The sequence below is a fragment of the Ruixingdingia sedimenti genome (genome assembly GCF_031432425.1).
Lineage (GTDB): Bacteria > Pseudomonadota > Alphaproteobacteria > Rhodobacterales > Rhodobacteraceae > Ruixingdingia > Ruixingdingia sedimenti.
Window position 1 is genome coordinate 68,080 of the sequence record NZ_JAVKPH010000014.1, and the last position, 20,210, is coordinate 88,289.

The 20,210-nt window shown below is 69.7% G+C and carries 24 protein-coding genes; 14 read left to right on the forward strand and 10 right to left on the reverse strand.

What is annotated here, in order from left to right; translation table 11 throughout:
• Positions 1-3 precede the first annotated feature (3 nt).
• From RGD00_RS13020 to RGD00_RS13030, 3 genes are read left to right on the forward strand one after another with little or no spacing between them, the layout of a single operon-like run.
• The gene (locus tag RGD00_RS13020; RefSeq protein ID WP_310457770.1) at positions 4-1,932 is read left to right on the forward strand and encodes a nitric oxide reductase activation protein NorD; all 1,929 of its coding nucleotides are present in this window, start codon (positions 4-6) and stop codon (positions 1,930-1,932) included.
• Positions 1,929-2,495 carry a cytochrome c oxidase subunit 3 gene (locus RGD00_RS13025; protein ID WP_310457771.1) on the forward strand — a complete coding sequence of 189 codons (567 nt, stop codon included), beginning with the start codon at positions 1,929-1,931 and terminating at the stop codon, positions 2,493-2,495. The genes RGD00_RS13020 and RGD00_RS13025 overlap by 4 nt, the downstream gene beginning before the upstream one ends.
• Positions 2,492-2,737 carry a cytochrome C oxidase subunit IV family protein gene (locus tag RGD00_RS13030; RefSeq protein ID WP_310457772.1) on the forward strand — a complete coding sequence of 82 codons (246 nt, stop codon included), beginning with the start codon at positions 2,492-2,494 and terminating at the stop codon, positions 2,735-2,737. Before RGD00_RS13025 ends, RGD00_RS13030 begins: the two co-directional genes overlap by 4 nt.
• Positions 2,738-2,752: 15 nt before the next feature.
• Here the strand turns inward: RGD00_RS13030 and RGD00_RS13035 are convergent, their stop codons facing one another.
• Both RGD00_RS13035 and RGD00_RS13040 read right to left on the reverse strand, forming a co-directional pair.
• Complete coding sequence (locus tag RGD00_RS13035; RefSeq protein ID WP_310457810.1) at positions 2,753-3,451, reverse strand: Crp/Fnr family transcriptional regulator; 699 nt, start codon at positions 3,449-3,451, stop codon at positions 2,753-2,755.
• A 211-nt stretch (positions 3,452-3,662) separates the two neighbouring features.
• Positions 3,663-3,875 (reverse strand): hypothetical protein, encoded by a 213-nt coding sequence (locus RGD00_RS13040; protein WP_310457773.1) that lies wholly within the window; start codon positions 3,873-3,875, stop codon positions 3,663-3,665.
• 153 nt (positions 3,876-4,028) lie between these two features.
• Between RGD00_RS13040 and RGD00_RS13045 the strand changes: the two genes are divergently transcribed.
• Together RGD00_RS13045 and RGD00_RS13050 are read left to right on the forward strand one after the other, a co-directional pair.
• Positions 4,029-4,304, forward strand: coding sequence for a hypothetical protein (locus tag RGD00_RS13045; protein WP_310457774.1), 276 nt, complete (start codon positions 4,029-4,031; stop codon positions 4,302-4,304).
• Positions 4,305-4,381: 77 nt separating this feature from the next.
• Positions 4,382-4,936: a hypothetical protein gene (locus RGD00_RS13050; RefSeq protein ID WP_310457775.1), complete on the forward strand. Its 555-nt coding sequence runs from the start codon at positions 4,382-4,384 to the stop codon at positions 4,934-4,936.
• A 263-nt stretch (positions 4,937-5,199) separates the two neighbouring features.
• On the opposite strand, the gene RGD00_RS13055 is transcribed toward RGD00_RS13050, so the two are convergent.
• Together RGD00_RS13055 and RGD00_RS13060 are read right to left on the reverse strand one after the other, a co-directional pair.
• On the reverse strand, positions 5,200-5,391 hold the full coding sequence (locus RGD00_RS13055; RefSeq protein ID WP_310457776.1) for a DUF3008 family protein: 192 nt from the start codon (positions 5,389-5,391) through the stop codon (positions 5,200-5,202).
• A 16-nt stretch (positions 5,392-5,407) separates the two neighbouring features.
• Positions 5,408-5,935, reverse strand: a complete 528-nt coding sequence (locus RGD00_RS13060) for an MgtC/SapB family protein (RefSeq protein WP_310457777.1) — start codon at positions 5,933-5,935, stop codon at positions 5,408-5,410.
• Between the two features lie 154 nt (positions 5,936-6,089).
• Here RGD00_RS13060 and RGD00_RS13065 point away from each other — a divergent pair, with 154 nt between their 5' ends.
• From RGD00_RS13065 to RGD00_RS13095, 7 genes are all read left to right on the forward strand, one after another.
• Positions 6,090-6,386, forward strand: a complete 297-nt coding sequence (locus tag RGD00_RS13065) for a PRC-barrel domain-containing protein (protein ID WP_310457779.1) — start codon at positions 6,090-6,092, stop codon at positions 6,384-6,386.
• A gap of 395 nt (positions 6,387-6,781) precedes the next feature.
• Positions 6,782-7,006, forward strand: coding sequence for a hypothetical protein (locus RGD00_RS13070; protein WP_310457780.1), 225 nt, complete (start codon positions 6,782-6,784; stop codon positions 7,004-7,006).
• 125 nt (positions 7,007-7,131) lie between these two features.
• Complete coding sequence (locus RGD00_RS13075) at positions 7,132-7,812, forward strand: hypothetical protein (RefSeq protein WP_310457781.1); 681 nt, start codon at positions 7,132-7,134, stop codon at positions 7,810-7,812.
• Positions 7,813-8,145: 333 nt separating this feature from the next.
• Entirely contained in the window at positions 8,146-8,796 is a 651-nt protein-coding gene (locus tag RGD00_RS13080) for a response regulator (protein WP_310457782.1), read from the forward strand.
• A gap of 103 nt (positions 8,797-8,899) precedes the next feature.
• On the forward strand, positions 8,900-9,826 hold the full coding sequence (locus RGD00_RS13085) for a BON domain-containing protein (protein WP_310457783.1): 927 nt from the start codon (positions 8,900-8,902) through the stop codon (positions 9,824-9,826).
• A gap of 163 nt (positions 9,827-9,989) precedes the next feature.
• The gene (locus RGD00_RS13090; RefSeq protein ID WP_310457784.1) at positions 9,990-10,208 is read left to right on the forward strand and encodes a hypothetical protein; all 219 of its coding nucleotides are present in this window, start codon (positions 9,990-9,992) and stop codon (positions 10,206-10,208) included.
• A gap of 95 nt (positions 10,209-10,303) precedes the next feature.
• Positions 10,304-10,831: a sigma-70 family RNA polymerase sigma factor gene (locus RGD00_RS13095; RefSeq protein ID WP_310457785.1), complete on the forward strand. Its 528-nt coding sequence runs from the start codon at positions 10,304-10,306 to the stop codon at positions 10,829-10,831.
• A 4-nt stretch (positions 10,832-10,835) separates the two neighbouring features.
• Here the strand turns inward: RGD00_RS13095 and RGD00_RS13100 are convergent, their stop codons facing one another.
• From RGD00_RS13100 to RGD00_RS13115, 4 genes are all read right to left on the reverse strand, one after another.
• Entirely contained in the window at positions 10,836-11,312 is a 477-nt protein-coding gene (locus RGD00_RS13100) for a hypothetical protein (RefSeq protein ID WP_310457786.1), read from the reverse strand.
• Positions 11,313-11,316: 4 nt separating this feature from the next.
• Positions 11,317-11,646: a hypothetical protein gene (locus tag RGD00_RS13105; RefSeq protein WP_310457787.1), complete on the reverse strand. Its 330-nt coding sequence runs from the start codon at positions 11,644-11,646 to the stop codon at positions 11,317-11,319.
• A 78-nt stretch (positions 11,647-11,724) separates the two neighbouring features.
• Entirely contained in the window at positions 11,725-12,597 is an 873-nt protein-coding gene (locus RGD00_RS13110) for an SDR family oxidoreductase (protein ID WP_310457788.1), read from the reverse strand.
• 60 nt (positions 12,598-12,657) lie between these two features.
• The gene (locus RGD00_RS13115; RefSeq protein ID WP_310457789.1) at positions 12,658-13,275 is read right to left on the reverse strand and encodes a sigma-70 family RNA polymerase sigma factor; all 618 of its coding nucleotides are present in this window, start codon (positions 13,273-13,275) and stop codon (positions 12,658-12,660) included.
• Between the two features lie 287 nt (positions 13,276-13,562).
• Here RGD00_RS13115 and RGD00_RS13120 point away from each other — a divergent pair, with 287 nt between their 5' ends.
• Positions 13,563-14,258, forward strand: a complete 696-nt coding sequence (locus RGD00_RS13120) for a cysteine hydrolase family protein (protein ID WP_310457790.1) — start codon at positions 13,563-13,565, stop codon at positions 14,256-14,258.
• A 493-nt stretch (positions 14,259-14,751) separates the two neighbouring features.
• Entirely contained in the window at positions 14,752-15,636 is an 885-nt protein-coding gene (locus tag RGD00_RS13125) for a PRC-barrel domain-containing protein (RefSeq protein WP_310457791.1), read from the forward strand.
• A gap of 189 nt (positions 15,637-15,825) precedes the next feature.
• On the opposite strand, the gene RGD00_RS13130 is transcribed toward RGD00_RS13125, so the two are convergent.
• Both RGD00_RS13130 and katG read right to left on the reverse strand, forming a co-directional pair.
• A complete protein-coding gene (locus RGD00_RS13130; RefSeq protein ID WP_310457811.1) occupies positions 15,826-17,595 on the reverse strand; it encodes a PAS domain S-box protein in 1,770 nt (589 codons plus the stop codon).
• 381 nt (positions 17,596-17,976) lie between these two features.
• Positions 17,977-20,148, reverse strand: a complete 2,172-nt coding sequence (gene katG / locus RGD00_RS13135) for a catalase/peroxidase HPI (protein ID WP_310457792.1) — start codon at positions 20,146-20,148, stop codon at positions 17,977-17,979.
• Positions 20,149-20,210: the final 62 nt, after the last annotated feature.

Sequence of the window (20,210 nt, forward strand, 5' to 3'; positions counted from 1 at the left end):
GCCATGTCACGGATCGCATTCGAGCCATGGGAACCCGAAGAAACCATCGGGAAACTGTGGCACGCCTATGCCAGCCGTCTGGACGCTGATCCCGTCCACGATGGAGCCCGTGTTCACCTGTCGCAGGTGGGCGGACGGCTGGCAGTCCTGTTCCGGGGTCTCGGCGGCGATGGCGCCGTCGAGATCAAGCCGGTGGCAGAGGAAACCGCGCACCACCGGCTGTCGCTGCTGCGCCGCCTGGGCACCTGGCGCGAAAGCGTGCCAAGGGCGAGCTTCGACGGCGCGACCCTGCGCCTGCCGGAAGTGCTGGCCGTGTTCCCGGCGGCACCGGCGAATGCGGCGCTGTATCTGTGGCTGGCGGCTGCGGCTGCGGGGCTGCGGGGCCTGCCGGTGCGCGAAGAGGCCGCCGACCCCTTGCAGGCCGATCTGGCCGCGATCGAGACCGCGAAGGCCATGACCGAGGCCGCGTTGCAGGTCGCCCCCGGCTTCCGCGCCCTTCACGCCGACCTGTGCGCCGCCACGCTGGCGCTGCGCCGTACCCCGCCCCTGCCGCCGGCAGAAGCGGCGGTAGAGGCCCGCGTGCGCCATGCGTTGGGGCAGGACATCGCCCTGCCGCCCCTGCCTGCGCGCGCGCCGCGCGGGTATCGCCCGTTCCGGCCCGTGGCGCTGTGGCCCGACCTGCGCGCGCTGGCGCGGTCGGAAACGACGGCGGTCGAAACCCGGGCCACCGACGGTCCGCCCGAACAATCCGACGACGAACGCACCGCGCGCCGCGCGCGCCGCCGCAAGGCCGATCAGGCAGACCGGAAAGACAGCCTCATCCTGCACAAGTTCGAGGCCATCCTGTCGATGACCGAATTCCTCAACCTCAACCGCCGGGTCGAGGACGACGACGAGGATACCGCCAGAAAGGCCGCCGACGATCAGGAGGAAATCGGCCTCGCGCAGATTTCCAAGGCCCCCGCCACCCGCCTGAAACTGCATCTCGACCTCGCCCCCGAGGACGTGGACCGGGAAGCATTGTCAGGCATCGTCACCTATCCCGAATGGGATGTCCGCACCAACGCTTACCTGCCCGCGCATGCCCGTGTTCTCCATTCACGGGCAGAGGGGGTGGAGGGTGCGGCATCCCCGTTTCGGGACGATCCGCGCGCCGCCGCACGTATCCGCGCCGTCCGACGCCAGTTCGAGGCCTTGCGTCCCAGCCTCGTCTCGAGCCCTGGCCACCCGGACGGCGACGAACTGGATACGGAACGGGCGGTGCGCGCGCGGGTCGATCTTTATGCCAGCGGCGAAGGGACGGATCGGGTCTGGCGCCAGACCCGCCCCGAACGCCGCGACCTTGCGGTGTCGATCCTTCTGGACGTCTCGCGCAGCACCGAAAGCGCCATCCCCGGCCACGGCCACGAAGGCCGCAGCGTCATCGACATCGAACGCGAGGCGCTGGCGGCGCTGGCATGGGGGCTCGACGCCTGCGGCGACGCCTTTTCCATCCACGCCTTTTCCTCGCTGCGGCGCCAGCGCGTATTCGTGCAAGAGGTGAAGAGCTTCGCCGAACCGATGGGCGCGGCGACCGAGGCCCGCATCGCCGCGCTGAAGCCTGGGCATTACACCCGGCTCGGCGCCGCGATCCGGCATGTGTCGGCGGGCCTGTCGCAAGAGGCGCGGCGGCGGCGGTTGCTGCTGGTCATCACCGACGGCAAGCCCAACGATCTGGACCATTACGAGGGCCGCCACGGCATCGAGGACAGCCGCATGGCGGTGATGGAGGCGCGCCGTGCGGGCCATGCCGTGTTCGGCATCACCGTGGACCGCGACGGGAAATCGTGGTTTCCCCGCCTGTTCGGGCAGGGCGCCTTCGCGGTGATCCCCCACCCCGAGAAACTGACGCAGGCCCTGCCCGCGATCTATCGCCAACTGGTGATCGGATGAACGGGAACGCGCCTTCGGCCGAACGCCCCTCGGCGCTGGATGCGCTGCCGGGCGATCTGATGATGTGGGTCCTGATCGTGTCGGAACTGGCCGTGTTCGGGGCGGGATTGCTGGCCTTCATGGCGGTGCGGCTGACCGACCCGGCGGGGTTTGCAGAGGCGCAGGCGCATCTGAGCCCGCTGAAGGCAGGGATCAACACCATCGTCCTCGTCACCTCGGGCTGGTTCGCCGCCCTCGGCCTGCGCGCGGTGGAGGCGGGGCAGGTCGGGCGGATGCGGGGGCTGCTGGCGCTGGCCTCGGTTCTGGGCGTGGTGTTTCTGGTGCTGAAGGGGCAGGAATATGCCGCGCTCTGGTCCGCGGGGATCGGGTTTGAAACCCATGCCTTCTTCACCTTCCACATCCTGCTGACCGGGTTCCATGCCGCCCATGTGCTGGCCGGGATCGTGGTGCTGGCGCTGGTCGGGGCGCTGGCCACGCCGCAGGCGGTGGAAACCGGGGCGGCCTTCTGGCACATGGTCGATGTGGTCTGGGTGCTGCTGTTTCCGGTGGTTTATCTGCTATGACCCTGACGCGCGCATGGATCCTGCTTGTGGCCCTGTCGGCGCTGACCACCCTCGCCGCGGCGGGGCTGGGCGGGCGGTGGCTGGCGCTGGCGGTGCTGCCCTTGGCCTGGGCCAAGGCGCAACTGATCCTGAACCGATACCTGCAACTGTCGCAGGCCCCCGCCATCGCGCGGGGTTTCGCGCTGGTTCTGGCGCTGTTCATGGCGCTGATGCTGGGGCTGGCGCTGGCCGCGGGGGGCTGACCCCGCCCGGGCGGATCAGCGCGTCCAGGCCATCGCCGGGTCTTCCTCGACATAGGTGCGCAGCACCGCGATATCCTCGATCTGGGCGAGGTTCTGGCGGACGGTGACGCCCTGTTCCTTGAGCCGCGCGAAGGCACGGCTGAGGCTTTCGGGCTTCATCCCCAGGCGGCCCGCGATCAGCACCTTGTCGTAGGGCAGCGTCACCTTGCACGCCCCGCTGTCGCAATCGGCCAGTTCCAGCAGGAATTCCGCCACCCGCTGCGCGCCGGTCTGGGCCTTGAGCTGTTCCACCTGCGTCACCAGGCTGTGCAGGTGGACGAAGGTGGCCGACAGGATGGCGATGGCCACTTCGGGGTTGTCGCGGATCCGGCGCAGAAGGCTGTCGGCCTCGATGCGGATCAGGGTGCAGTCGGTGACGGCCTCGGCGGCGACGGGGTAGGTGTCGTTGCGGAAGGCCACCGCCTCGCCGAAAGAGGCGCCCTTGGTGAACACGCCCACCACCGCCTCCGCCCCGCTCGGCGCGATGCGGTAGAGCTTCACCCAGCCTTCGGCGACGATATAGATCGCGCGGGCGCGTTCGTCCTGTAGGAAGATGGTGGCGCCGCGCGGAAACTGGCGCACATGGGCCTCGTCCAGCACGGCGCGGGCGACGGCATCGGGCGCCGCCGACAGCAGGATGGAGCTTCGGGCAAGCGCGGCATATTCGGCTTTCATCGTGGCCATGTTCCTCTGCAACCCCGTCCGCCGCGCCGGAAAGGACCGGCGCGTGGCCCGCGCCGCTTTTCTGTAATCCGTCGCGCGCGGGTTGACCATCCTCGGCACGGTTGCAGGGGAAAAAGGCCGGACCTGTGGCCGGGGTGTGCCGGCACGGGAAACGGGCCCGGCGCCTTGCCGCGCCGGGCCCGCGGCCGCCGCCGCGGGGCGGTCAGCCCGCCGGGCGGTTCGGGATCGTCACGGGGGCGTCGGGATCCGGGTCGGGCAGCGGGTCACCGACATCGGGGATGTTGGGAATGTCGGGCGGCTGCCGCCCCGGTTCGGGATCCTGAACCGGCAGGTCGGGCGGATCCTGCGGCACGTCCGGGCCCGCGGGCGGGTCGGGATCGACGGGCAGTCGGGGGTCTTTTCCTCCGTTCGGCATGGCGGTTCCTCCGTCTTGCAGCAGCTGTCCTGCAACAGGCCAACCGCCCCGGCGCCGGCTTTGTTCCCCCTCTTCGCCGGGCGGGGGCGGGAACAACGCCGGATCCTGCCGGTTGGGTTCGCATCGGCAAACCGGCAGGAACAGGAGGAACCGATGACGAAGGCCCGTTTTTCCGTGGCAACGGCGGTTCTTGCCCTGCTGCCCGCCGGCGCCCCGGCGCAGGAGGCCGCGGCGATGAAGATCCCGCCGGCCGTTTGCGCCGGCCTGATCGCGGCGCCCTCCGGGCCGCCGGTGCGGGCCGGCCTGCACGAGGTGACGCTGGTCCTGCCCGCGCCGTCCTGCGCCATACCGCAGGTCCGCCCGGTGGCGGCGAAGGCCCTGCCTGCCCCCCGGCCCCGGCCCGCGCCCTGGCGCGCCGGCCCGATGTGATTGCGCCCGCCGGGTCGCCCCGGCCGACCCCGGCGGGCAAGGTGACGACCCGTCCACTTCAACCCATGGAGGCAACGATGCCCGTGACCACCCGACTCTACGACACCTATGACGCCGCCGCAGATGCGGTCGACCGGATCGAGGCGCTCGGCCTCGACGGGGTGGACGCCTCGATCCTCGGCGGGGACAGCCTTCGCGACGGCCGTGTTTCCATCGACCCGGTGACGGGCACGCCGGTCTATCCGCCGGAAGGCGAACCGGGCGGGGCGACGGCGGCGGGGGCCACCGTGGGCGCGGCGCTTGGCGGCGGCGCGGGGCTGCTGGCCGGTCTGGGGCTGATCGCGGTGCCGGGGATCGGCCCGCTGGTCGCCACCGGCTGGCTGATCACCGCGCTGACCGGCGCGGCGGGCGGGGCGCTGGCGGGGGCCACCGTGGGCGCCATCGCCGATGTCGGCATCGCCGAAGAGGACGCCGCCCTTTACGGCGAAGCCTTCCGGCGCGGCGGCGTGGCCGTGAGCGTGCGTTTCCCCGACGCCTTCCGCGCCGCGGTGGAAGATACGCTCGCCACCACCCCGGCCCGCCCGCCGGCCGATCTGCGCCGTGCCTATGAGGCCGAGGGCTGGCGGGGCTAGGAAGACGGGGAGTTCGATCACGCCCATCCAAGGGTGGATCAACCCTATGTCACCGCCGGGCCGGGCGGGATCAGGAAACGCACTGCGTTTCCCCCGCCCGTTCGCGCGACAGTTTCGTGAAAGACGGAGATGCCGGGAACACCGGATAGGCCAGCGCCTGCCCCGGCGGGCGAGAAGCGCCCGCCGGGGCAGCGGCATCGTCATCCCATGGCGAAGGCACGCGCCTTCGCCAGACAAATGGAAGAGCCAGATACCGCTCTGACCTAATCCTCGTCCTCGACCTGTTCCGGCAGGCCCTCGTGCGAGGTGGAGGCGAGATCCTCCAGTTCCTTTTCCGTCATGCTGTCGTACATGTCCCGGGCGGCGCCGAACAATTCGCCGCGCGGGGTCTCGCCCCGCTTGGCGGACAGCGCGGCGCCGGCGGCTTTTTGCTGGGCCTTCGATTTCGCAGGCATGGGGTTTCTCCTTTCCTCAGGATTCGTCGATGTCCGGCGGTCCGGTCTCGCCGTTCCGCGCCAGCCGGCGCGACACGCGGCGCAGCAGCCACAGCACCACCACCGTCAGCACCGTGGCCATGATCGCCAGCGGCAGAAGGCCGCTGCCGCAGGCCAGCCCGATCGCGCCGGCCATCCACATCCCCGCCCCGGTGGTCAGCCCCGTGACCCTGCCGCCCGAGGTGATGATCGACCCGGCGGCCAGAAAGGCGACGCCGGCGGTCACGGCCTCGATCAGCCGCAGCGGATCGGTCGAGATCTGCCCGGGCGCGCCGGTGGTGCCGGCGATGATCTCGGCGGTGATGACGGTGAACAGGCAGGCGGCCATCGACACCACCATATGGGTGCGCAGGCCCGCGGCATTGGCATGGATTTCCCGTTCTATCCCGATGGCGGCGCCCAGAACGGCGGCGAACAGCAGCCGCAACAGCGCGGCCCCGGCGGTGACCGCCTTGAAAGGATCCTCGAATTCTGCCGCGACAAGCGACATCACGCTGGCGTCCATGGCGGTCCTCTGGCGGGCGGTATCCTGCCGGGCGGCCCCGGCGCAGGAACAACCGGCCCCCGGGGCGGTTGTTCCCTCGAAAATGCCGCAGCCATCCGGCGGCGGCGCTTTCGACCGCAACCCTTTGGGCACGGCCCGAACGCAGGAGGAGCGAATGGACCACAGCAGACACACCCCCCTGACCCGTCAGGAACTGAACGAGGCCGTGCTGAACGGCGCCCCCGTCTATGGCGTGGACGATGAAAAGATCGGCACCATTTCCCATGTGCACGGGGTGGGCGCGGTCACGGATGTCGTCGTCGATGTCGGCGGGTTCCTGGGCATCGGATCGAAGCCGGTCCTGGTCAGCGTGGATCAACTGAACCTGATGCGGGACGAGAACGGCAAGGTGCACGGGGTCACGTCCTGGACCAAGGACCAGCTGAAGGAACTGCCCGAACACCGGCACTGAACGGCAGCGCCGCGACACCCCCACGGGCGGCCCGGAAACCCCGGGCCGCCCGTTCGCCTTTGCGCCTCTGCCATGCGCGCGCGCGCCGGGGCCGACAAAACAAAAAGGGGCGCCCGCGAAGGGCGCCCAAGAGGTTGCGAGGGAGAGTCTGACGGAAATGTCCGCACGCGGACAGCCAGTACGAGGTGAACAGCCGGCGGCGGCGGTTGTTCCCGAGGGCCGGATTTTTCCCGCGGCAGGGGCGGCGGCGCGGGGGAAGGCGGGAAACCGCCATCCCGCCGACGGGCGGACGGGGGCGCAACTTCGCCGGGAACATCCGCCGCCGCCCGTGGTTGCTGGGGGACATCTCGCAATGATGCGGATGCCAGAATGTCTGAAGCCGAGGAGGACAGGACATGGCCGACCAGAACAAGGACCGCAACCAGCAGCAACAGCAGCAGGGCCAGCAGGGTCAGCAGAAAGACCAGCAGAAGGGCCAGCAGCAGCAACAGCAGGGGACGCAGAACCCCGGCCAGCGCGGCGGTCAGCAGCAACAGCAGGACCGGAACCGCGAAGCGGGCCGTGACCAGCAGATGGACCAGAACGGCGCGCAGAACCGCGATCGCGACCAGCAGCGGTAGCACTGGTGGCGCGGGGTCCCGCGCGCCCGGGCGGCGTACCCGGCCGGTCCTCCGGCGGGCCGGGTACGCCGCCCACGACATGGCGGGCCACCCCCACCCAGAACCACGACAATCAGGAGAAGATCATGCCGAGGTATTCCAACATGCCCGAAAGGGACGAACGCGGCCGTTTCATGAGCGATGACGACCATCGCGGCGGGCGTTCGTCCTACGACGACCGCTCGGGGCGCGAGCGCGACGACCGGGGCCGCTTCATGAGCGACGACGACCGCCGCGGCAGCAGCCGGTCCTCGGGCCGCTACGACGACGACCGCCGCAGCGGCCGTTCGTCCTACGACGACCGTTCGGGGCGCGAACGCGACGACCGCGGCCGTTTCATGAGCGACGACGACCACCGCGGCGGCCGGTCCTCGGGCCGCTATGATGACGACGACCGCCGGTCTTCGTCCTCGCGCCGCTACGACGACGACGGCTATTCGCGCGACCACGGGCAAGGCGGCTGGTTCGGCGATCCCGAAGGCCATTCCGAGGCGTCGCGCCGGGGATGGGAACATCGCCGCGACGATGACGACCGGTCCTATCGCAGCCGTTCCTCGGGCCGCTACGACGATGACCGCCGGTCCTCGCGCGGGTACGACGACGACCGGCGTTCGTCCTCGTCGCGCCGCGACGACGACGACTATTCGCGCGACCGTGGCCAGAGCGGCTGGTTCGGCGATTCGCGGGGCCATTCGGAGGCCGCGCGGCTCGGCTGGGAACACCGCCGGGACGATGACGACGACCGCTACGGGCGCCGCCGCCGCTGACCGGGAAATGTAGGGGGGCCAAGGGTCCCCCTGTTCCCGTGCCCCGATTTTGCCCCCACGGGGTGCACTTGCCGATCCCTTCCTCCCGCCCCGCCAACCCCCCGGTTGGCGGGGTTTTGCTGATTTCCCCGCGCCGCTTTCCGATTCTGCTTGCGTCCATGGCGGGGCGAGTCATGGTGGCTGTGCTGATATTTCCAGGCCCGCCGTGCATGATCCGGCCGGCCTGATGTTGTGTGACGGTTTCCTGTGCCTGCCGCGCCTTGCGGCCCTTCCTGCGCAATCTTCCGCCCCCCCGCGGAAGACGGACCCTAGCCGAAACAACAGGAGGACAAGATGAACCGCCTTGCCAAAGATGCGCCGAACGGTGCGGATCCCTATGCCGCCCTCGCCGCCGCCGATGCCGAGGGCATGCTGCTCGCACGGCAGAGCCTGCGGATCCTGGTGCTCGAGGACGACCGCCTGCTGGCGCGGCATCTGTGCGAGGACATCCGGCGCGCGGGGGACACCGTTCTGGGCCCTTTCGGCACGCTGGATGATGCGATCCAGCTCGACCTGCATGCCGATGCCGCGATCCTGGACATCCGTGTGGGGCGCGAGCTGTCGTATCCGCTGGCAGAACGGCTGAGCCGCCGCAGCCTGCCGCTGCTGTTCTATACCGGGCTCTGCCCCGAGGCGCTGCCGCCCCATCTGCGCCATATCAGCCTTCACCCGAAACCCTGCGCCACCGCCGAACTGCTGGCCGACCTGCATTGGCAAAGCCGCCGCCGCGCCTCGGCCGCCATGGTTCTGGCGTTGCTGCCGCGGCTGCGGGTGCGGGCGCGCGAATTACTGCACGATCCCCGTTCGGCCGACCGGCTGGTCGAGGCGACGCTGGCCGCCGCGATCCCCGAGGCCGCGCAATGCCCGGCGAACGGGCTGGCGGACTGGCTCCATTGGCGGCTGGAACGCGAATATTACCTGCGCGGGCGCGACCACATGATCTGATCCGGCGCCGGGCCCGAGGGCGGGAACAAACCCTGCCCCCGCCTGTTCAAGCGAGGACCCGGGCGATCCACCGCCCGGATCTGTCGCCACAGAGGAGGCCCAGATGGCAGATCAACGCTATACCCGGAACTGGAACGAGGATGAACGCGACTACGGCCCCGGGCGGGGCGGTGCGCGCATGCGTGGCGAGCGCGCCGACGCCTACCGGCAGCGCGACTACGACGATTTCCGCGAACGCGATGACTATGACATGCGCGGCGGGCGCGACGAATCGCGCGGGCGCGGCCCGAGCCTGCGGCAGCCGGAACGGCCGTGGGAGGACGACCGCGACATGCGGTCGCGCGATCGTGAATGGCAGCAGGACGAAGGCCATGCCTACGGCTTCGTCCGCCACGAACAGGGCCGCGGCGCCCGGGACGAGCGCGAGGACGGCGGACGCGGCTGGTCGTCGGGCGGCGAACGGGGCCGGTACGGCGAAGGCGACCGCGGGCGGGGCGACCGCATGTGGTCCGGCGGCGGCGCCGGGATGTCGGGGCGGCGCAACGAGATGGGCGGCCAGATGGGCGGACAGCAGCGCGGCTTCGGCGGCGACTGGGGCCAGGGCCAGGGCGGTCAGGGTCAACAGCGGTCCGGCGCCACGGGCATTCCCGGGCAGGGCCCCCAGATGACCGGCGCCGGCCTGCGCGGCAAGGGGCCCAAGGGTTACAGCCGCGGCGACGACCGCATCCGCGAGGACGTGTGCGACCGGCTGAGCGATGACGACGATGTCGACGCCTCGAACATCTCGGTCCGCGTCTCGAACGGCGAGGTGACGCTGGACGGCCATGTCGCCAGCCGGTGGGAAAAGCGCGCCGCCGAGGATTGCGTGGAACAATGTTCCGGCGTCAAGCATGTGCAGAACAACCTGCGCGTGAAGGAAGCCAGCAGCAGCAACGACGCCGGTTCCGACGAGGGCGCCAGCGCCAGCGGCGGGCAGGGTGGCGCGGGCCAGCAGAACCAGCAGGCCAACAAGGCCCGCAAGGATACCTGACCGACCCCCGATCCCGGCGATGCGGCCCGCGCCACCGCGGGCCGCAACCACATCGGGGACGCAGGAGACTTTCCCGTTCGTCGAATTCATGATACACGGGAAAAAGCGCCGCATGCGTTCGCCTGCGAAGAAACAACCGGCTTCGGCCTTCTGGAAGCATGCCATGTTCAGAAACGAGACCCCTCCGCCCTCGGGTGAGCATATCGGGACGGACCCGCGCGAAGCCGAGTCCCTCTCGGCGGCCACGGCGCAACTGGTGCAGGCCGTCGCGGCCGAGCCCTTGCCCCCGCGGTTGCGCGAACTGGCCTTGGCCCTGGGCGAGGCGCTGGACCGCCAGCGCGCCGCGACCGGGGGGGCTGGCGGACCTTCCGGCAAGTACTGACCGACCGCACAGGCCCGGCGCCTTCCGATACCCCGTGGCCCCGCCACGGGGTGGCCGTCCTGTGTCGGGGTCGGCCGGATCGGGGGAGGTGCCGGATGTCGAACCACCAGGACGCGCCGGACACCACCAGGGACATCCTCGATCTGATACCGACGCTGCGGCTGATGGCGCGCGGCCTCGTGCGCGGGGGCGACGGGGCGGACGATCTGGTGCAGGAAACGCTGCTACGGGCGCTGGCGCATGTCGGGGGCTTCACACCGGGCACGGACCTGCGGGCCTGGCTGTTCACCATCATGCGCAATGTCTTTCGCGCGCAGGGCCGCCGCCGGGCCAGCGAATGGCGCGGCCGGACCGAAGGCCCGCCGCCGGCGGCGGTTTTCCTGCCGGTGCATGACGACCGCATCATCTGCGCAAGGCTGATGCAGGCGATCGGCCATCTGCCGATGCCCTACCGCGAGGCGCTGGTGCTGGTGGCGCTGATGGATCAGAGCTATGCCGACGCGGCCCGGGTCTGCAACTGCCCCATCGGCACGATCAAAAGCCGCATCAGCCGCGCCCGGGCGATGATTCTGGCGGAAATGGGCGCGGCCTCGTTCGCGGAATTGATGGCGCCGCCGCGCTGACGGGTCAGACGGCGCGGGGGGCGATGGGGCGGGCGGCGATGGCGCCGAGGCCGAGCCCCGCGCCGAGCAACAGGAACCCCGCGATCACGGCGGGCCAGGGCAGCACCAGATGCCAGCCGGGCGACAGCATGCGCGGCAGGATGCCGTAATCCACCACCAGCGCCACCACGCCGGTGACAAGCCCGGCGACGAACAGCGCCGCGGGGGCATAAAGCGGCCAGACCCGCAGCGCCAGCATCAGCACGCAGGCCCAGAACAGGCTTGCCACCACATGGGTGACAAGCCCCATCAGCGTGGGTCCGGCCATCCAGCCGCCCCGGGCGGCCTCTGCCGTGCCGAACAGCCAGTGGCTGGTGGCATTGAGCGGCGCCAGGAACGACCCCGACACCGCCACCGACATCAGCCCCAGTCCTGCGGCGGCCAGCACGGCGGCCCAGATCCCCGCGCTGGCCGCCGCTGCGATCCAGTCGGAAAACCGCATGGCGCTAGTCCCCGTCCGGGGTCGTCGGCGCACCCGGCGTCGGGGCGACGCCTTCGGGCGTGGCGCCCGGCGGGGCGATGATCACGCCCGGCTGCGGCGTGCCGGTCTGTGCGCCCGGTTGCGGCGTGGCCGGGGGAATCGCGGATTGCGGCGGGGCTGCCGGCACCTCGGGCACGGTGGCCTCGGGCTGCGGCGGGGGATCGGACTGTTCCACCTCTTCGAACAGCCAGTAGACGATCACCAGAACCGCCAGCAGGGTGACGGCGGCCATGCCGGCCAGCGGGGCCCAGTGACGCCGGCGCTGCTTTTCCAGATTGGTCTGTGGCGCGGACATGGGAACCTCCTTTCCACGGGATACCGTGGGGGAAACCCTTGCAGGGCGGGGATTGTTCCGGCCGGCGGGGCGGGGCCGTCAGATCAGCGGTTTTCCGCCCGTCACCGCCAGCGTGGCGCCCGAGACATAGCTCGACATCGGTTCGGCCAGCATGACGAAGGCCGAGGCGAGTTCCACCGGCTGCGCGGGGCGCTTCATCGGATAGTCCTCGCCGAATTTCGCCACCTTGTCGGGCGGAAAGCTGGCCGGGATCAGCGGCGTCCAGACCGGCCCGGGGGCGACGCAGTTCACGCGGATGCCCTCGTCGGCCAGCAACTGCGCCAGCCAGCCGGTGAAGTTCTGGACCGCGCCCTTGGTGGTGGCATAGGCCAGCAGGCCGGGGTTCGGCATGTCGGCATTGATCGAGGCGGTGTTGATGATCGCGCTGCCCGGCGCCATGTGGGGCACGGCGGCGCGGGCAAGGTAGAACATCGCGTGGATGTTGATGGCGAAGGTGCGTTGCCATTCCTCGTCGGTGATCTGGTCGAGGCTGTCGAACATGTCCTGATGGGCGGCGTTGTTGACCAGGATGTCGATGCGGCCGAGTTCCTCCACCACCTGCGCCACGATGGTGCGGCAATGGCCGGGGTCGGAAATGTCGCCGGGCAGCAGCAGGCAGCGCCGCCCCGCGGCCTCTACCTGCCGGGCGGTGTCGCGGGCGTCGTCGGTTTCCTTCAGGAAGGCGATGGCGACATCCGCCCCCTCGCGCGCATAGGCGATGGAGACCGCCCGCCCGATGCCGCTGTCGCCGCCCGTGACCAGCGCCACCATCCCGTCGAGCCGCCCCGCCCCGCGCCACGACGCCTCGCCATGGTCGGGCCGGGGATCCATGCGCTGGAAGCTGCCGGGCAGGTCCTGTTCCTGTTCGGGGAAGGGGGGCTTGGGGTAATCGGGGTGCTTGGGTCCGGGCATCGGCTGTCCTCCATTGGTCTGGCCCCGGAACCCCGGGGCCGGCCGAATGTTCCCGCCCGCCTATTCGCCCGCGGTCTCGCCCAGTTTTTCGCGCAGGGCGGCGCGGGCGCGGTTCACGCGGCTTTTGATCGTGCCGATGTCGCAGCCAAGGACCTCTGCCGCATGCAGATAGCTTTCGCCCAGAACACTCACGAGGATGATCGTCTCGCGGTAGTGCACCGGCAACTGTTTCAGCGCCTGTTCCAGTTCCAGCCGCCGCAGGTGCCAAAGCTGCGTATCGGCCATCTCTGCGGGGATCGAGGATACGCAATCCGCCTCGCCGGTGCGTTCGCGGCTGCGCTTGGCCCAGTTGGAATAGAACTTGTTGCGCATGATGGTGAACAGCCAGGCGCGCAGGTTGGTGCCGCTTTCGTAAAGGCGGATGTTCTCGATCGCGCGCAGCAGGGTTTCCTGCACAAGGTCGTCGGCCTCCACCGCATCCTTGCAGAGCGAGCGGGCAAAGACCCGCAGGGCGGGAATATAGGCAACGATGTCGTCGCCGGTTTCCCCCGCGGGCCGGGGGCGCTTTTTCGGGCGGGGGGCTTCGGATACTGCCGGCCGTGACAGGTGGGCCGCCGTGGCCCAACCACTTTTCGTATGGGCGCGCCCGGGTGTCGCGACCGTCGAACAATCCGTCATGGTCTATCTCCCTTTCCCCTTCCGGTGCCGCCCCCCGCCTGCCCGGTGGGCGGCAGGGCAGGGGGCGGCAGGTCGGGGTGTTTATTCGCCTTCAGGTCGGGGTGTTTATTCGCCTTCGATCATGCCCATTAAAATGCATGGCGGGGATGTTTGTTCCTCTCTTTTCTGTCCGGACCGCCGTTTCCGGCGGGCATTCGCGCAACAGCGGCGAAGAATCGCCAAGCCTTCGGGAACACGGCCCGCCCGCGCCGGTTCCTCGGGATCGGGGCAGAAGAGGAGGGCGGAACATGCCGACAGCGGATCCGGGCGGGACGGGGCCGGGCGCCGGTTTCGGGCCCGGGGTGGTGCATCTGTGCATCGACATGCAGCGCCTGTTCGGCCCGGACAGTCCCTGGACGCTGCCCTGGATGGGGCGGATCCTGTCTGCGGCGGTGCGGCTGGCGGAACACGACCCCGCGCGGACGGTGTTCACCCGCTTCATCCCGCCGCGCCGGGCCGAGGACGCCGGGGGCACCTGGCGGCCCTATTTCGAGAAATGGCCCGAGGTGACGCGCGAACATATGGATGACGACCTGTTGCGGCTGGTGCCCGCGCTGGAACGGTTCGCGCCGCCCGCGCGGGTGCTGGACAAGCCGGTCTATTCGCCCTGGCACGGCGGGGGGCTCGACCGGCTGCTGGAGGGGCGGGGGATCCATACGGTGATCCTGTCGGGCGGGGAAACCGACATCTGCGTGCTGGCGGCGGTGTTCGGGGCGGTGGACCGCGGTTATCGCGTCATCCTGGCGTCCGACGCGCTGTGCAGCGCGTTCGACGCCACCCATGACGCGGCGATGCGGATCTATCGCCGCCGCCTGACGGTGCAGGTAGAGGTGCTTTCCGTGGCCGACATCCTCGCCCGGGGGGCCGCTGCGGGCGGCGGGGAACAAACCGCGCCGGGCCGGGTTCCCCCCCGGCAAGCACCATCCCCCGGGGCGAAGCCGTAAAGACGGAAGCCATGAAAAAAACGGGGGCCCACGACGATCCTTTCCGCACCCTTCCGGGGCAGTGCCCCCTGCGGGGTCGGGAAACCGCGGACGAGGGGACCGGCCGTGCCGGTTCCCCTGCCCATCAGGCGGCGGTGGAGCCCGCCTGATCCCGGCCGCGCCCGCCCACTCCCTGCCGGCGCGCGTCGGTTGGACGGTTCCGCCCGGGCGGAGCCGTCCTTTTCATATCCCCGGGGCGCCGGGGGGCAGGGGCGGGCCCCGCGCCCATTCCTGCCCGTTGGTCCGGCGTTACCTGCGGGGCCTTCTGCGGGGACAATCGCAGACAGAAAACAAAGGGCGCTGCCGCGCCCGCCCGGTCGCGAAGATGCGGGGCGGCAGGCGGGCCCGGGGTGGCGGGCAACCCCTTCCGTTCCCGCCGGCGGAAACAAATCCGGTCCGAAACGGTTGGGATGACATCGCAGATCCCGCGATTGCCAAAGGAGGAGACACGACGATGCAGAAACTTGCAACGACCACCGCCCTGGCGCTGGTGTTTGCCGCATCGCTGGCTGTGGCGCAGACCACCCCGCCCGCGACCACCATGCCGCCGCCGCCGGCCGACCTGGTCGTGCCCGAGGGGTTCGAACAGCAGGCGACCCCGGTGACGGCCGAGGATCTGCTTGGCGCCACGATCTACGACAGCACCGGCGAATCCATCGGCGAGGTGCATGACCTGGTGTTCGCGCCCCCGGCGGCGGACAGCGCGCCCTCGACCACGATGCCCTCGACCGGCGGCACGATGGGAACCACGGGCAGCACGTCGACCGACAGCACGACGGGGACCACCGGGACCACGGGCACCACCGGCACGACGACGACCGACGGCACGTCCGGCACCGGCACGACCGGTAGCACGTCCACCGACAGCACCACATCCGGCACCGGCAGCACGTCCACCGACGGCACCTCGGGCAGCATGAGCGGCAGTTCGACGGACAGCACGACGGATAGCACGACGGGCACCACCACCAGCCCCTCCACCGGCGCCGACAGCACCACCGGGACGACGGGCACCACCGGGACGACCACGGACGGGACGAGCACGGGCGCGACCACCGGGACGACCGGCACCACCACGCCGCCGGCCGGCAGCACCGCCGCACCCGCGACGGGCACCACCGGGCAGACCGAAGTGATCTCGCATGCCATTCTCGACATCGGCGGGTTCCTCGGCATGGGCGAACACCGCATCGCGGTGCCGGTTTCGGATATGTTCATCTTCCGCTCGGATACCGAACTTCGCGTCTATCTGCCCTGGACGCGCGAACAGCTGAAGGCACTGCCGGCCTATGACGCGGACGACCCCGCGACCTTGGGCCGCTCGCTGTCCACGCCGTAAGGGCACCAAGGCCAGCCGCCATGGGGCCGACCTTCCGGTCGGCCCTTTTCCATGCGGCGCGCGGGGGAAACCCCGCCTGCCTTTCACCGTGATCCAGATATCCCCGCCGGAGGCCGCCGCCCTTTCCACCCGGAACCCGGGGCGGGCAGGGCGCCCGTAGGTCGGGCTTCGCCCCGATCCGGCCGGTGTTCAGTCCGCCTGGATCCAGGTGGCGTCGAGCGGCGCGGTCACGCGGCAGACCAGCCCGCCGGGGTGGAATTCCAGCACCACCTCGCCGGCGATCTCTGCCGTCATCACTTCTTCGATCAGGATCGTCCCGAACCCCTTGCGCGAGGGTGCGTCGGCGCTCGGGGCGCCGGTTTCCGTCCATATGAGGTCGAACCGGCCGTTTTCCAGCGTCCACGACACGGCGACCCGCCCCCCGGGCATGGCCAGCGCGCCGTATTTGACCGCGTTGGTCGCCAGTTCGTGCAGCCCCAGAGCGAAGGTCAGCGCCGCCCGCGCCGACAGGAGCATCTTCGGCCCCGATATGTCGAACCGTTCGGGGTAATAGGGGCTGACGACCTCGGTGATCAGGGCCGAAAGCTCTGCCCCGTCGCGGTGGTCGCGGGTGATCAGGTCCTGCGCGCGCGACAGCGAATAGAGCCGGGCGTCGAACACCTCTGCATCCGGGCTGCGGCTGTTCAGGAAGGTCTGCCGCGCGATGGCATGCACCGTGGCGAGGATGTTCTTCACCCGGTGCTTCATCTCTGCGATCAGGATCTGCTGCAACCGTTCGGCGGTCTTGCGCATGGTGATGTCGCGCGCGATCTTGGACGCGCCGACGATGCGGCCGTGTTCGTCGAAGATGGGCGAGACGGTCAGCGACACCTCGATCTGCCGGCCGCTCTTGTGCAGGCGGACGGTTTCGTGCGGTTCGACCCGCCGGCCGGCGCGGATCTGGGCGATGATCGAGGGTTCCTCGTCCGTGCGGTCGAAGGGCACCAGCATCGTCACCGACCGGCCGAGCGCCTCCGGCGCGGAATAGCCGTAAAGCCGTTCGGCGCCGCTGTTCCAGCTGGTGATGCGCATGTCCAGGTCGGTGCTGAGGATGGCGTCGTCGGACGAGGCGATGATGGCGGCCAGCCGCCGCTCCTGCGCCTCTGCCCGCCGGCGTTCGGTGATGTCGGCGATGATGGTGCAGATCTGCGTCAGGCGCCCGGTGGCGTCGAACACCCCGCCGATGGACCCCGCGACCCAGACCGGGGTGCCGTCCTTGCGCAGCAGCCGCTCCTCCATGTTGAAATTGGCGCAGTCGTGGGTCAGGCTCTCGCGCTGTAGCTGGCTCGCCGCGCGGTCGAGCGGGTGGAGCAGTTCCTCGAACCGCCGGCCCCGCAGTTCGTCCTGGGTATAGCCGGTGATCTCGCAGAAGCAGTCGTTGACCATGATCAGCCGGCCATCCGGTGCGCCGACCGCGATGCCGGTATTGGCCTGTTCGAACAGCATGCGCAGGCGTTGTTCGCCCTCGCGCAGGTCCTGTTCGGCGCGGATGCGGGCGGTGGTTTCCGACACGATGCACAGCACCGCGTGGATCACGCCGTCGCGGTCGCGCACCGGGGAATAGGAGATGTCGAAATAGACCGTCTCGGGATAACCGTGCCGTTCGATGCGGAAGGGCCGGTCGCGGGCGGAAACGGTTTCGCCGGTGGTCAGCACCTGTTGCAGCAGGGGGGCGAGGTCGGCCCAGAGTTCGGTCCAGTAGTCCCGTGCCGGCTGGCCGAGTGCATGGGGATGCTTGTTGCCGATGCAGGACGCATAGGCGTCGTTGTACAGCGCGACGAATTGCGGCCCCACGAACATGACGATCTGGGCATGCGAATCGAGCATGAGGCCGACGGCAATGTGCAGGCAGTCGGGCCAACTGTCAACCACGCCGAGCGGCGTGGAGGCCCAGTCGAAAGCACGGATCCGAGCCTTCATGTCCAAGACGCCACTCCCTCAAGCCCGCCCCGGCAACGGCGGCATCCTAGCCGAGGCATGGCCGCAGTCAACGTGGCTGATGGGGAACGAGAAAATTTCCCTCGCGGCATGCGGCGCCCGTGTGGGCAACTGCCGCAGGGCGGGCGGGACCCGGCGCTGTCGTCTGGCCGGTGAAAGCCTTCGCCTTCGCCATGGCGGGGCCGGACTTGTCGTCCCGGCGGGGGGGAAGCACCGGCCAGCGCCTGCCTTGGGCGGGCGCTGGCCGGGCCGTTTTCGACGTCGCACTCTTTAACCGCACCGCCGCCCGGCCAGACCGGCGGTGGATGCCGATCTGCCCCGGGGGCCCCTTCCGCCCCGAAAGGAGCGGAAGGGAAAGGATGGTCACGCCAGATCGAAGCGGTCGGCGTTCATCATCTTGGTCCAGGCGGCCACGAAGTCCTGCACGAACTTCTCGCGGTTGTCGTCCTGGGCGTAGACCTCTGCATAGGCGCGCAGGATCGAGTTCGAGCCGAACACCAGGTCCACCCGCGTCGCCGTCCACTTCACCGCGCCGGTTTTGCGGTCGCGGATCTCGTAGAGGTTGTTGCCGAGCGGGTTCCAGGTGTTGCCCATGTCGGTCAGGTTGACGAAGAAGTCGGTCGTCAGCGCGCCTTCGCGGTCGGTGAACACGCCGTGCTTGGTGCCGCCGTGGTTGGTGCCGAGAACCCGCAGGCCGCCGATCAGGGCGGTCATTTCGGGTGCGGTCAGGCCCATCAGCTGCGTGCGGTCGAGCAGCAGTTCCTCGGGGCTGACCACGTAGTCCTTCTTCAGCCAGTTGCGATAGCCATCGGCCAGCGGTTCCAGCACACCGAAGGAGTCGGCATTGGTCTGTTCGGCGGTGGCATCGCCGCGGCCCGGTGCGAAGGGCACGGTGATGTCGAAGCCCGCGGCTTTCGCCGCCTGTTCGATGCCGTGGTTCCCGGCCAGCACGATCACATCGGCCAGCGACACCCCGGTTTCCGCCGCGATCGGTTCCAGCACCGACAGCACGCGGGCCAGACGGACGGGCTCGTTGCCTTCCCAGTCCTTCTGCGGGGCCAGACGGATGCGCGCGCCGTTCGCGCCGCCGCGGAAGTCGGACTGGCGGAAGGTGCGGGCGCTGTCCCAGGCGGTCGTCACCATGTCGGACAGCGACAGGCCGCTGGCCGCGATCCGGGCCTTCACCGCCGCGACGTCATAGCCGGTGCGGCCGGCGGGGATCGGGTCTTGCCAGATCAGGTCCTCGGCCGGGACGTCGGGGCCGAGATAGCGCGATTTCGGGCCCATATCGCGGTGCAGCAGCTTGAACCACGCCCGCGCGAACACCTCGGAGAAATAGGCCGGATCCTGATGGAACCGTTCCGAGATCTTGCGATAGGCCGGATCGAAGCGCATCGCCATGTCGGCGTCGGTCATCATCGGCATGCAGCGGATCGACGGATCCTCGACATCCGCGGGCATGTCCTCTTCGGCGATGCCGATCGGGTGCCAGATCCAGGCGCCGGCGGGCGATTTCTGCAACCACCAGTCGTACTTGAACAGCAGGTCGAAATAGCCGTTGTCCCATTTCGTGGGATGCGCGGTCCAAGCGCCCTCGATCCCCGAGGTGACGGTGTTGCGGCCGATGCCGCGGCTGGTGTGGTTGTTCCAGCCCAGGCCCTGTTCCTCGACCCCCGCGCCTTCGGGCGATGCGCCCAGAAGGCCGGCATCGCCGTTGCCGTGGGCCTTGCCGATGGTGTGGCCGCCCGCGGTCAGCGCCACGGTTTCCTCGTCGTCCATGCCCATGCGGGCGAAGGTTTCACGCACCTGCGCCGCGGTCTTGAGCGGATCGGGCTTGCCGTTCACGCCTTCGGGGTTGACGTAGATCAGGCCCATCTGCACCGCGGCGAGCGGGTTTTCCATCGTCGAGGGATCCTCGACATCGCCATAGCGGTTGTCGGACGGCGCCAGCCATTCCTTTTCGGCGCCCCAGTAGATGTCCTTTTCGGGATGCCAGATATCCTCGCGCCCGAAGCCGAAGCCGAAGGTTTTCAGCCCCACGGATTCATAGGCGACGGTGCCGGCCAGCACGATCAGGTCGGCCCAGCTGATCCGGTTGCCGTATTTCTTCTTGATCGGCCACAGCAGGCGGCGGGCCTTGTCGAGGTTGCCGTTGTCGGGCCAGCTGTTCAGGGGTGCGAAACGCTGGTTGCCGGTATTGGCGCCGCCGCGGCCGTCGGCCTCGCGGTAGGTGCCCGCGGCATGCCAGGCCATGCGCACCATCAGGCCCGCATAGGTGCCCCAGTCCGCCGGCCACCAGTCCTGGCTGTCGGTCATTAGGGCCTTCAGATCGGCCTTCAGCGCGTCGAAGTCGAGCTTCTGCACCTCGGCGCGGTAGTTGAAGCCCTTGAGCGGGTTGGACTTGCTGTCGTGCTGGTGCAGGATGTCGAGGTTGAGCGCGTTCGGCCACCAGTCCATCACGCTGGTTTCCGTTCTGGTGTTCGCGCCGTGCATGACCGGGCATTTGCCGGTCGGCGTCAGATCGTTCCCATCCATACTCTTCCTCCGGGTCTGGCTTTTTCGCTTGAGCGGCGGCAGCCTGCGGGACGGGCGTGAAG

Excerpts from the sequence above, each read along its gene's own strand:
- RGD00_RS13020 (WP_310457770.1), top strand. The coding sequence starts at position 4 with ATGTCACGGATCGCATTCGAGCCATGGGAACCCGAAGAAACCATCGGG.
- RGD00_RS13025 (WP_310457771.1), top strand. The coding sequence starts at position 1,929 with ATGAACGGGAACGCGCCTTCGGCCGAACGCCCCTCGGCGCTGGATGCG.
- RGD00_RS13030 (WP_310457772.1), top strand. The coding sequence starts at position 2,492 with ATGACCCTGACGCGCGCATGGATCCTGCTTGTGGCCCTGTCGGCGCTG.
- RGD00_RS13035 (WP_310457810.1), bottom strand. The coding sequence starts at position 3,451 with ATGAAAGCCGAATATGCCGCGCTTGCCCGAAGCTCCATCCTGCTGTCG.
- RGD00_RS13040 (WP_310457773.1), bottom strand. The coding sequence starts at position 3,875 with ATGCCGAACGGAGGAAAAGACCCCCGACTGCCCGTCGATCCCGACCCG.
- RGD00_RS13045 (WP_310457774.1), top strand. The coding sequence starts at position 4,029 with ATGACGAAGGCCCGTTTTTCCGTGGCAACGGCGGTTCTTGCCCTGCTG.
- RGD00_RS13050 (WP_310457775.1), top strand. The coding sequence starts at position 4,382 with ATGCCCGTGACCACCCGACTCTACGACACCTATGACGCCGCCGCAGAT.
- RGD00_RS13055 (WP_310457776.1), bottom strand. The coding sequence starts at position 5,391 with ATGCCTGCGAAATCGAAGGCCCAGCAAAAAGCCGCCGGCGCCGCGCTG.
- RGD00_RS13060 (WP_310457777.1), bottom strand. The coding sequence starts at position 5,935 with ATGGACGCCAGCGTGATGTCGCTTGTCGCGGCAGAATTCGAGGATCCT.
- RGD00_RS13065 (WP_310457779.1), top strand. The coding sequence starts at position 6,090 with ATGGACCACAGCAGACACACCCCCCTGACCCGTCAGGAACTGAACGAG.
- RGD00_RS13070 (WP_310457780.1), top strand. The coding sequence starts at position 6,782 with ATGGCCGACCAGAACAAGGACCGCAACCAGCAGCAACAGCAGCAGGGC.
- RGD00_RS13075 (WP_310457781.1), top strand. The coding sequence starts at position 7,132 with ATGCCGAGGTATTCCAACATGCCCGAAAGGGACGAACGCGGCCGTTTC.
- RGD00_RS13080 (WP_310457782.1), top strand. The coding sequence starts at position 8,146 with ATGAACCGCCTTGCCAAAGATGCGCCGAACGGTGCGGATCCCTATGCC.
- RGD00_RS13085 (WP_310457783.1), top strand. The coding sequence starts at position 8,900 with ATGGCAGATCAACGCTATACCCGGAACTGGAACGAGGATGAACGCGAC.
- RGD00_RS13090 (WP_310457784.1), top strand. The coding sequence starts at position 9,990 with ATGTTCAGAAACGAGACCCCTCCGCCCTCGGGTGAGCATATCGGGACG.
- RGD00_RS13095 (WP_310457785.1), top strand. The coding sequence starts at position 10,304 with ATGTCGAACCACCAGGACGCGCCGGACACCACCAGGGACATCCTCGAT.
- RGD00_RS13100 (WP_310457786.1), bottom strand. The coding sequence starts at position 11,312 with ATGCGGTTTTCCGACTGGATCGCAGCGGCGGCCAGCGCGGGGATCTGG.
- RGD00_RS13105 (WP_310457787.1), bottom strand. The coding sequence starts at position 11,646 with ATGTCCGCGCCACAGACCAATCTGGAAAAGCAGCGCCGGCGTCACTGG.
- RGD00_RS13110 (WP_310457788.1), bottom strand. The coding sequence starts at position 12,597 with ATGCCCGGACCCAAGCACCCCGATTACCCCAAGCCCCCCTTCCCCGAA.
- RGD00_RS13115 (WP_310457789.1), bottom strand. The coding sequence starts at position 13,275 with ATGACGGATTGTTCGACGGTCGCGACACCCGGGCGCGCCCATACGAAA.
- RGD00_RS13120 (WP_310457790.1), top strand. The coding sequence starts at position 13,563 with ATGCCGACAGCGGATCCGGGCGGGACGGGGCCGGGCGCCGGTTTCGGG.
- RGD00_RS13125 (WP_310457791.1), top strand. The coding sequence starts at position 14,752 with ATGCAGAAACTTGCAACGACCACCGCCCTGGCGCTGGTGTTTGCCGCA.
- RGD00_RS13130 (WP_310457811.1), bottom strand. The coding sequence starts at position 17,595 with ATGAAGGCTCGGATCCGTGCTTTCGACTGGGCCTCCACGCCGCTCGGC.
- katG (WP_310457792.1), bottom strand. The coding sequence starts at position 20,148 with ATGGATGGGAACGATCTGACGCCGACCGGCAAATGCCCGGTCATGCAC.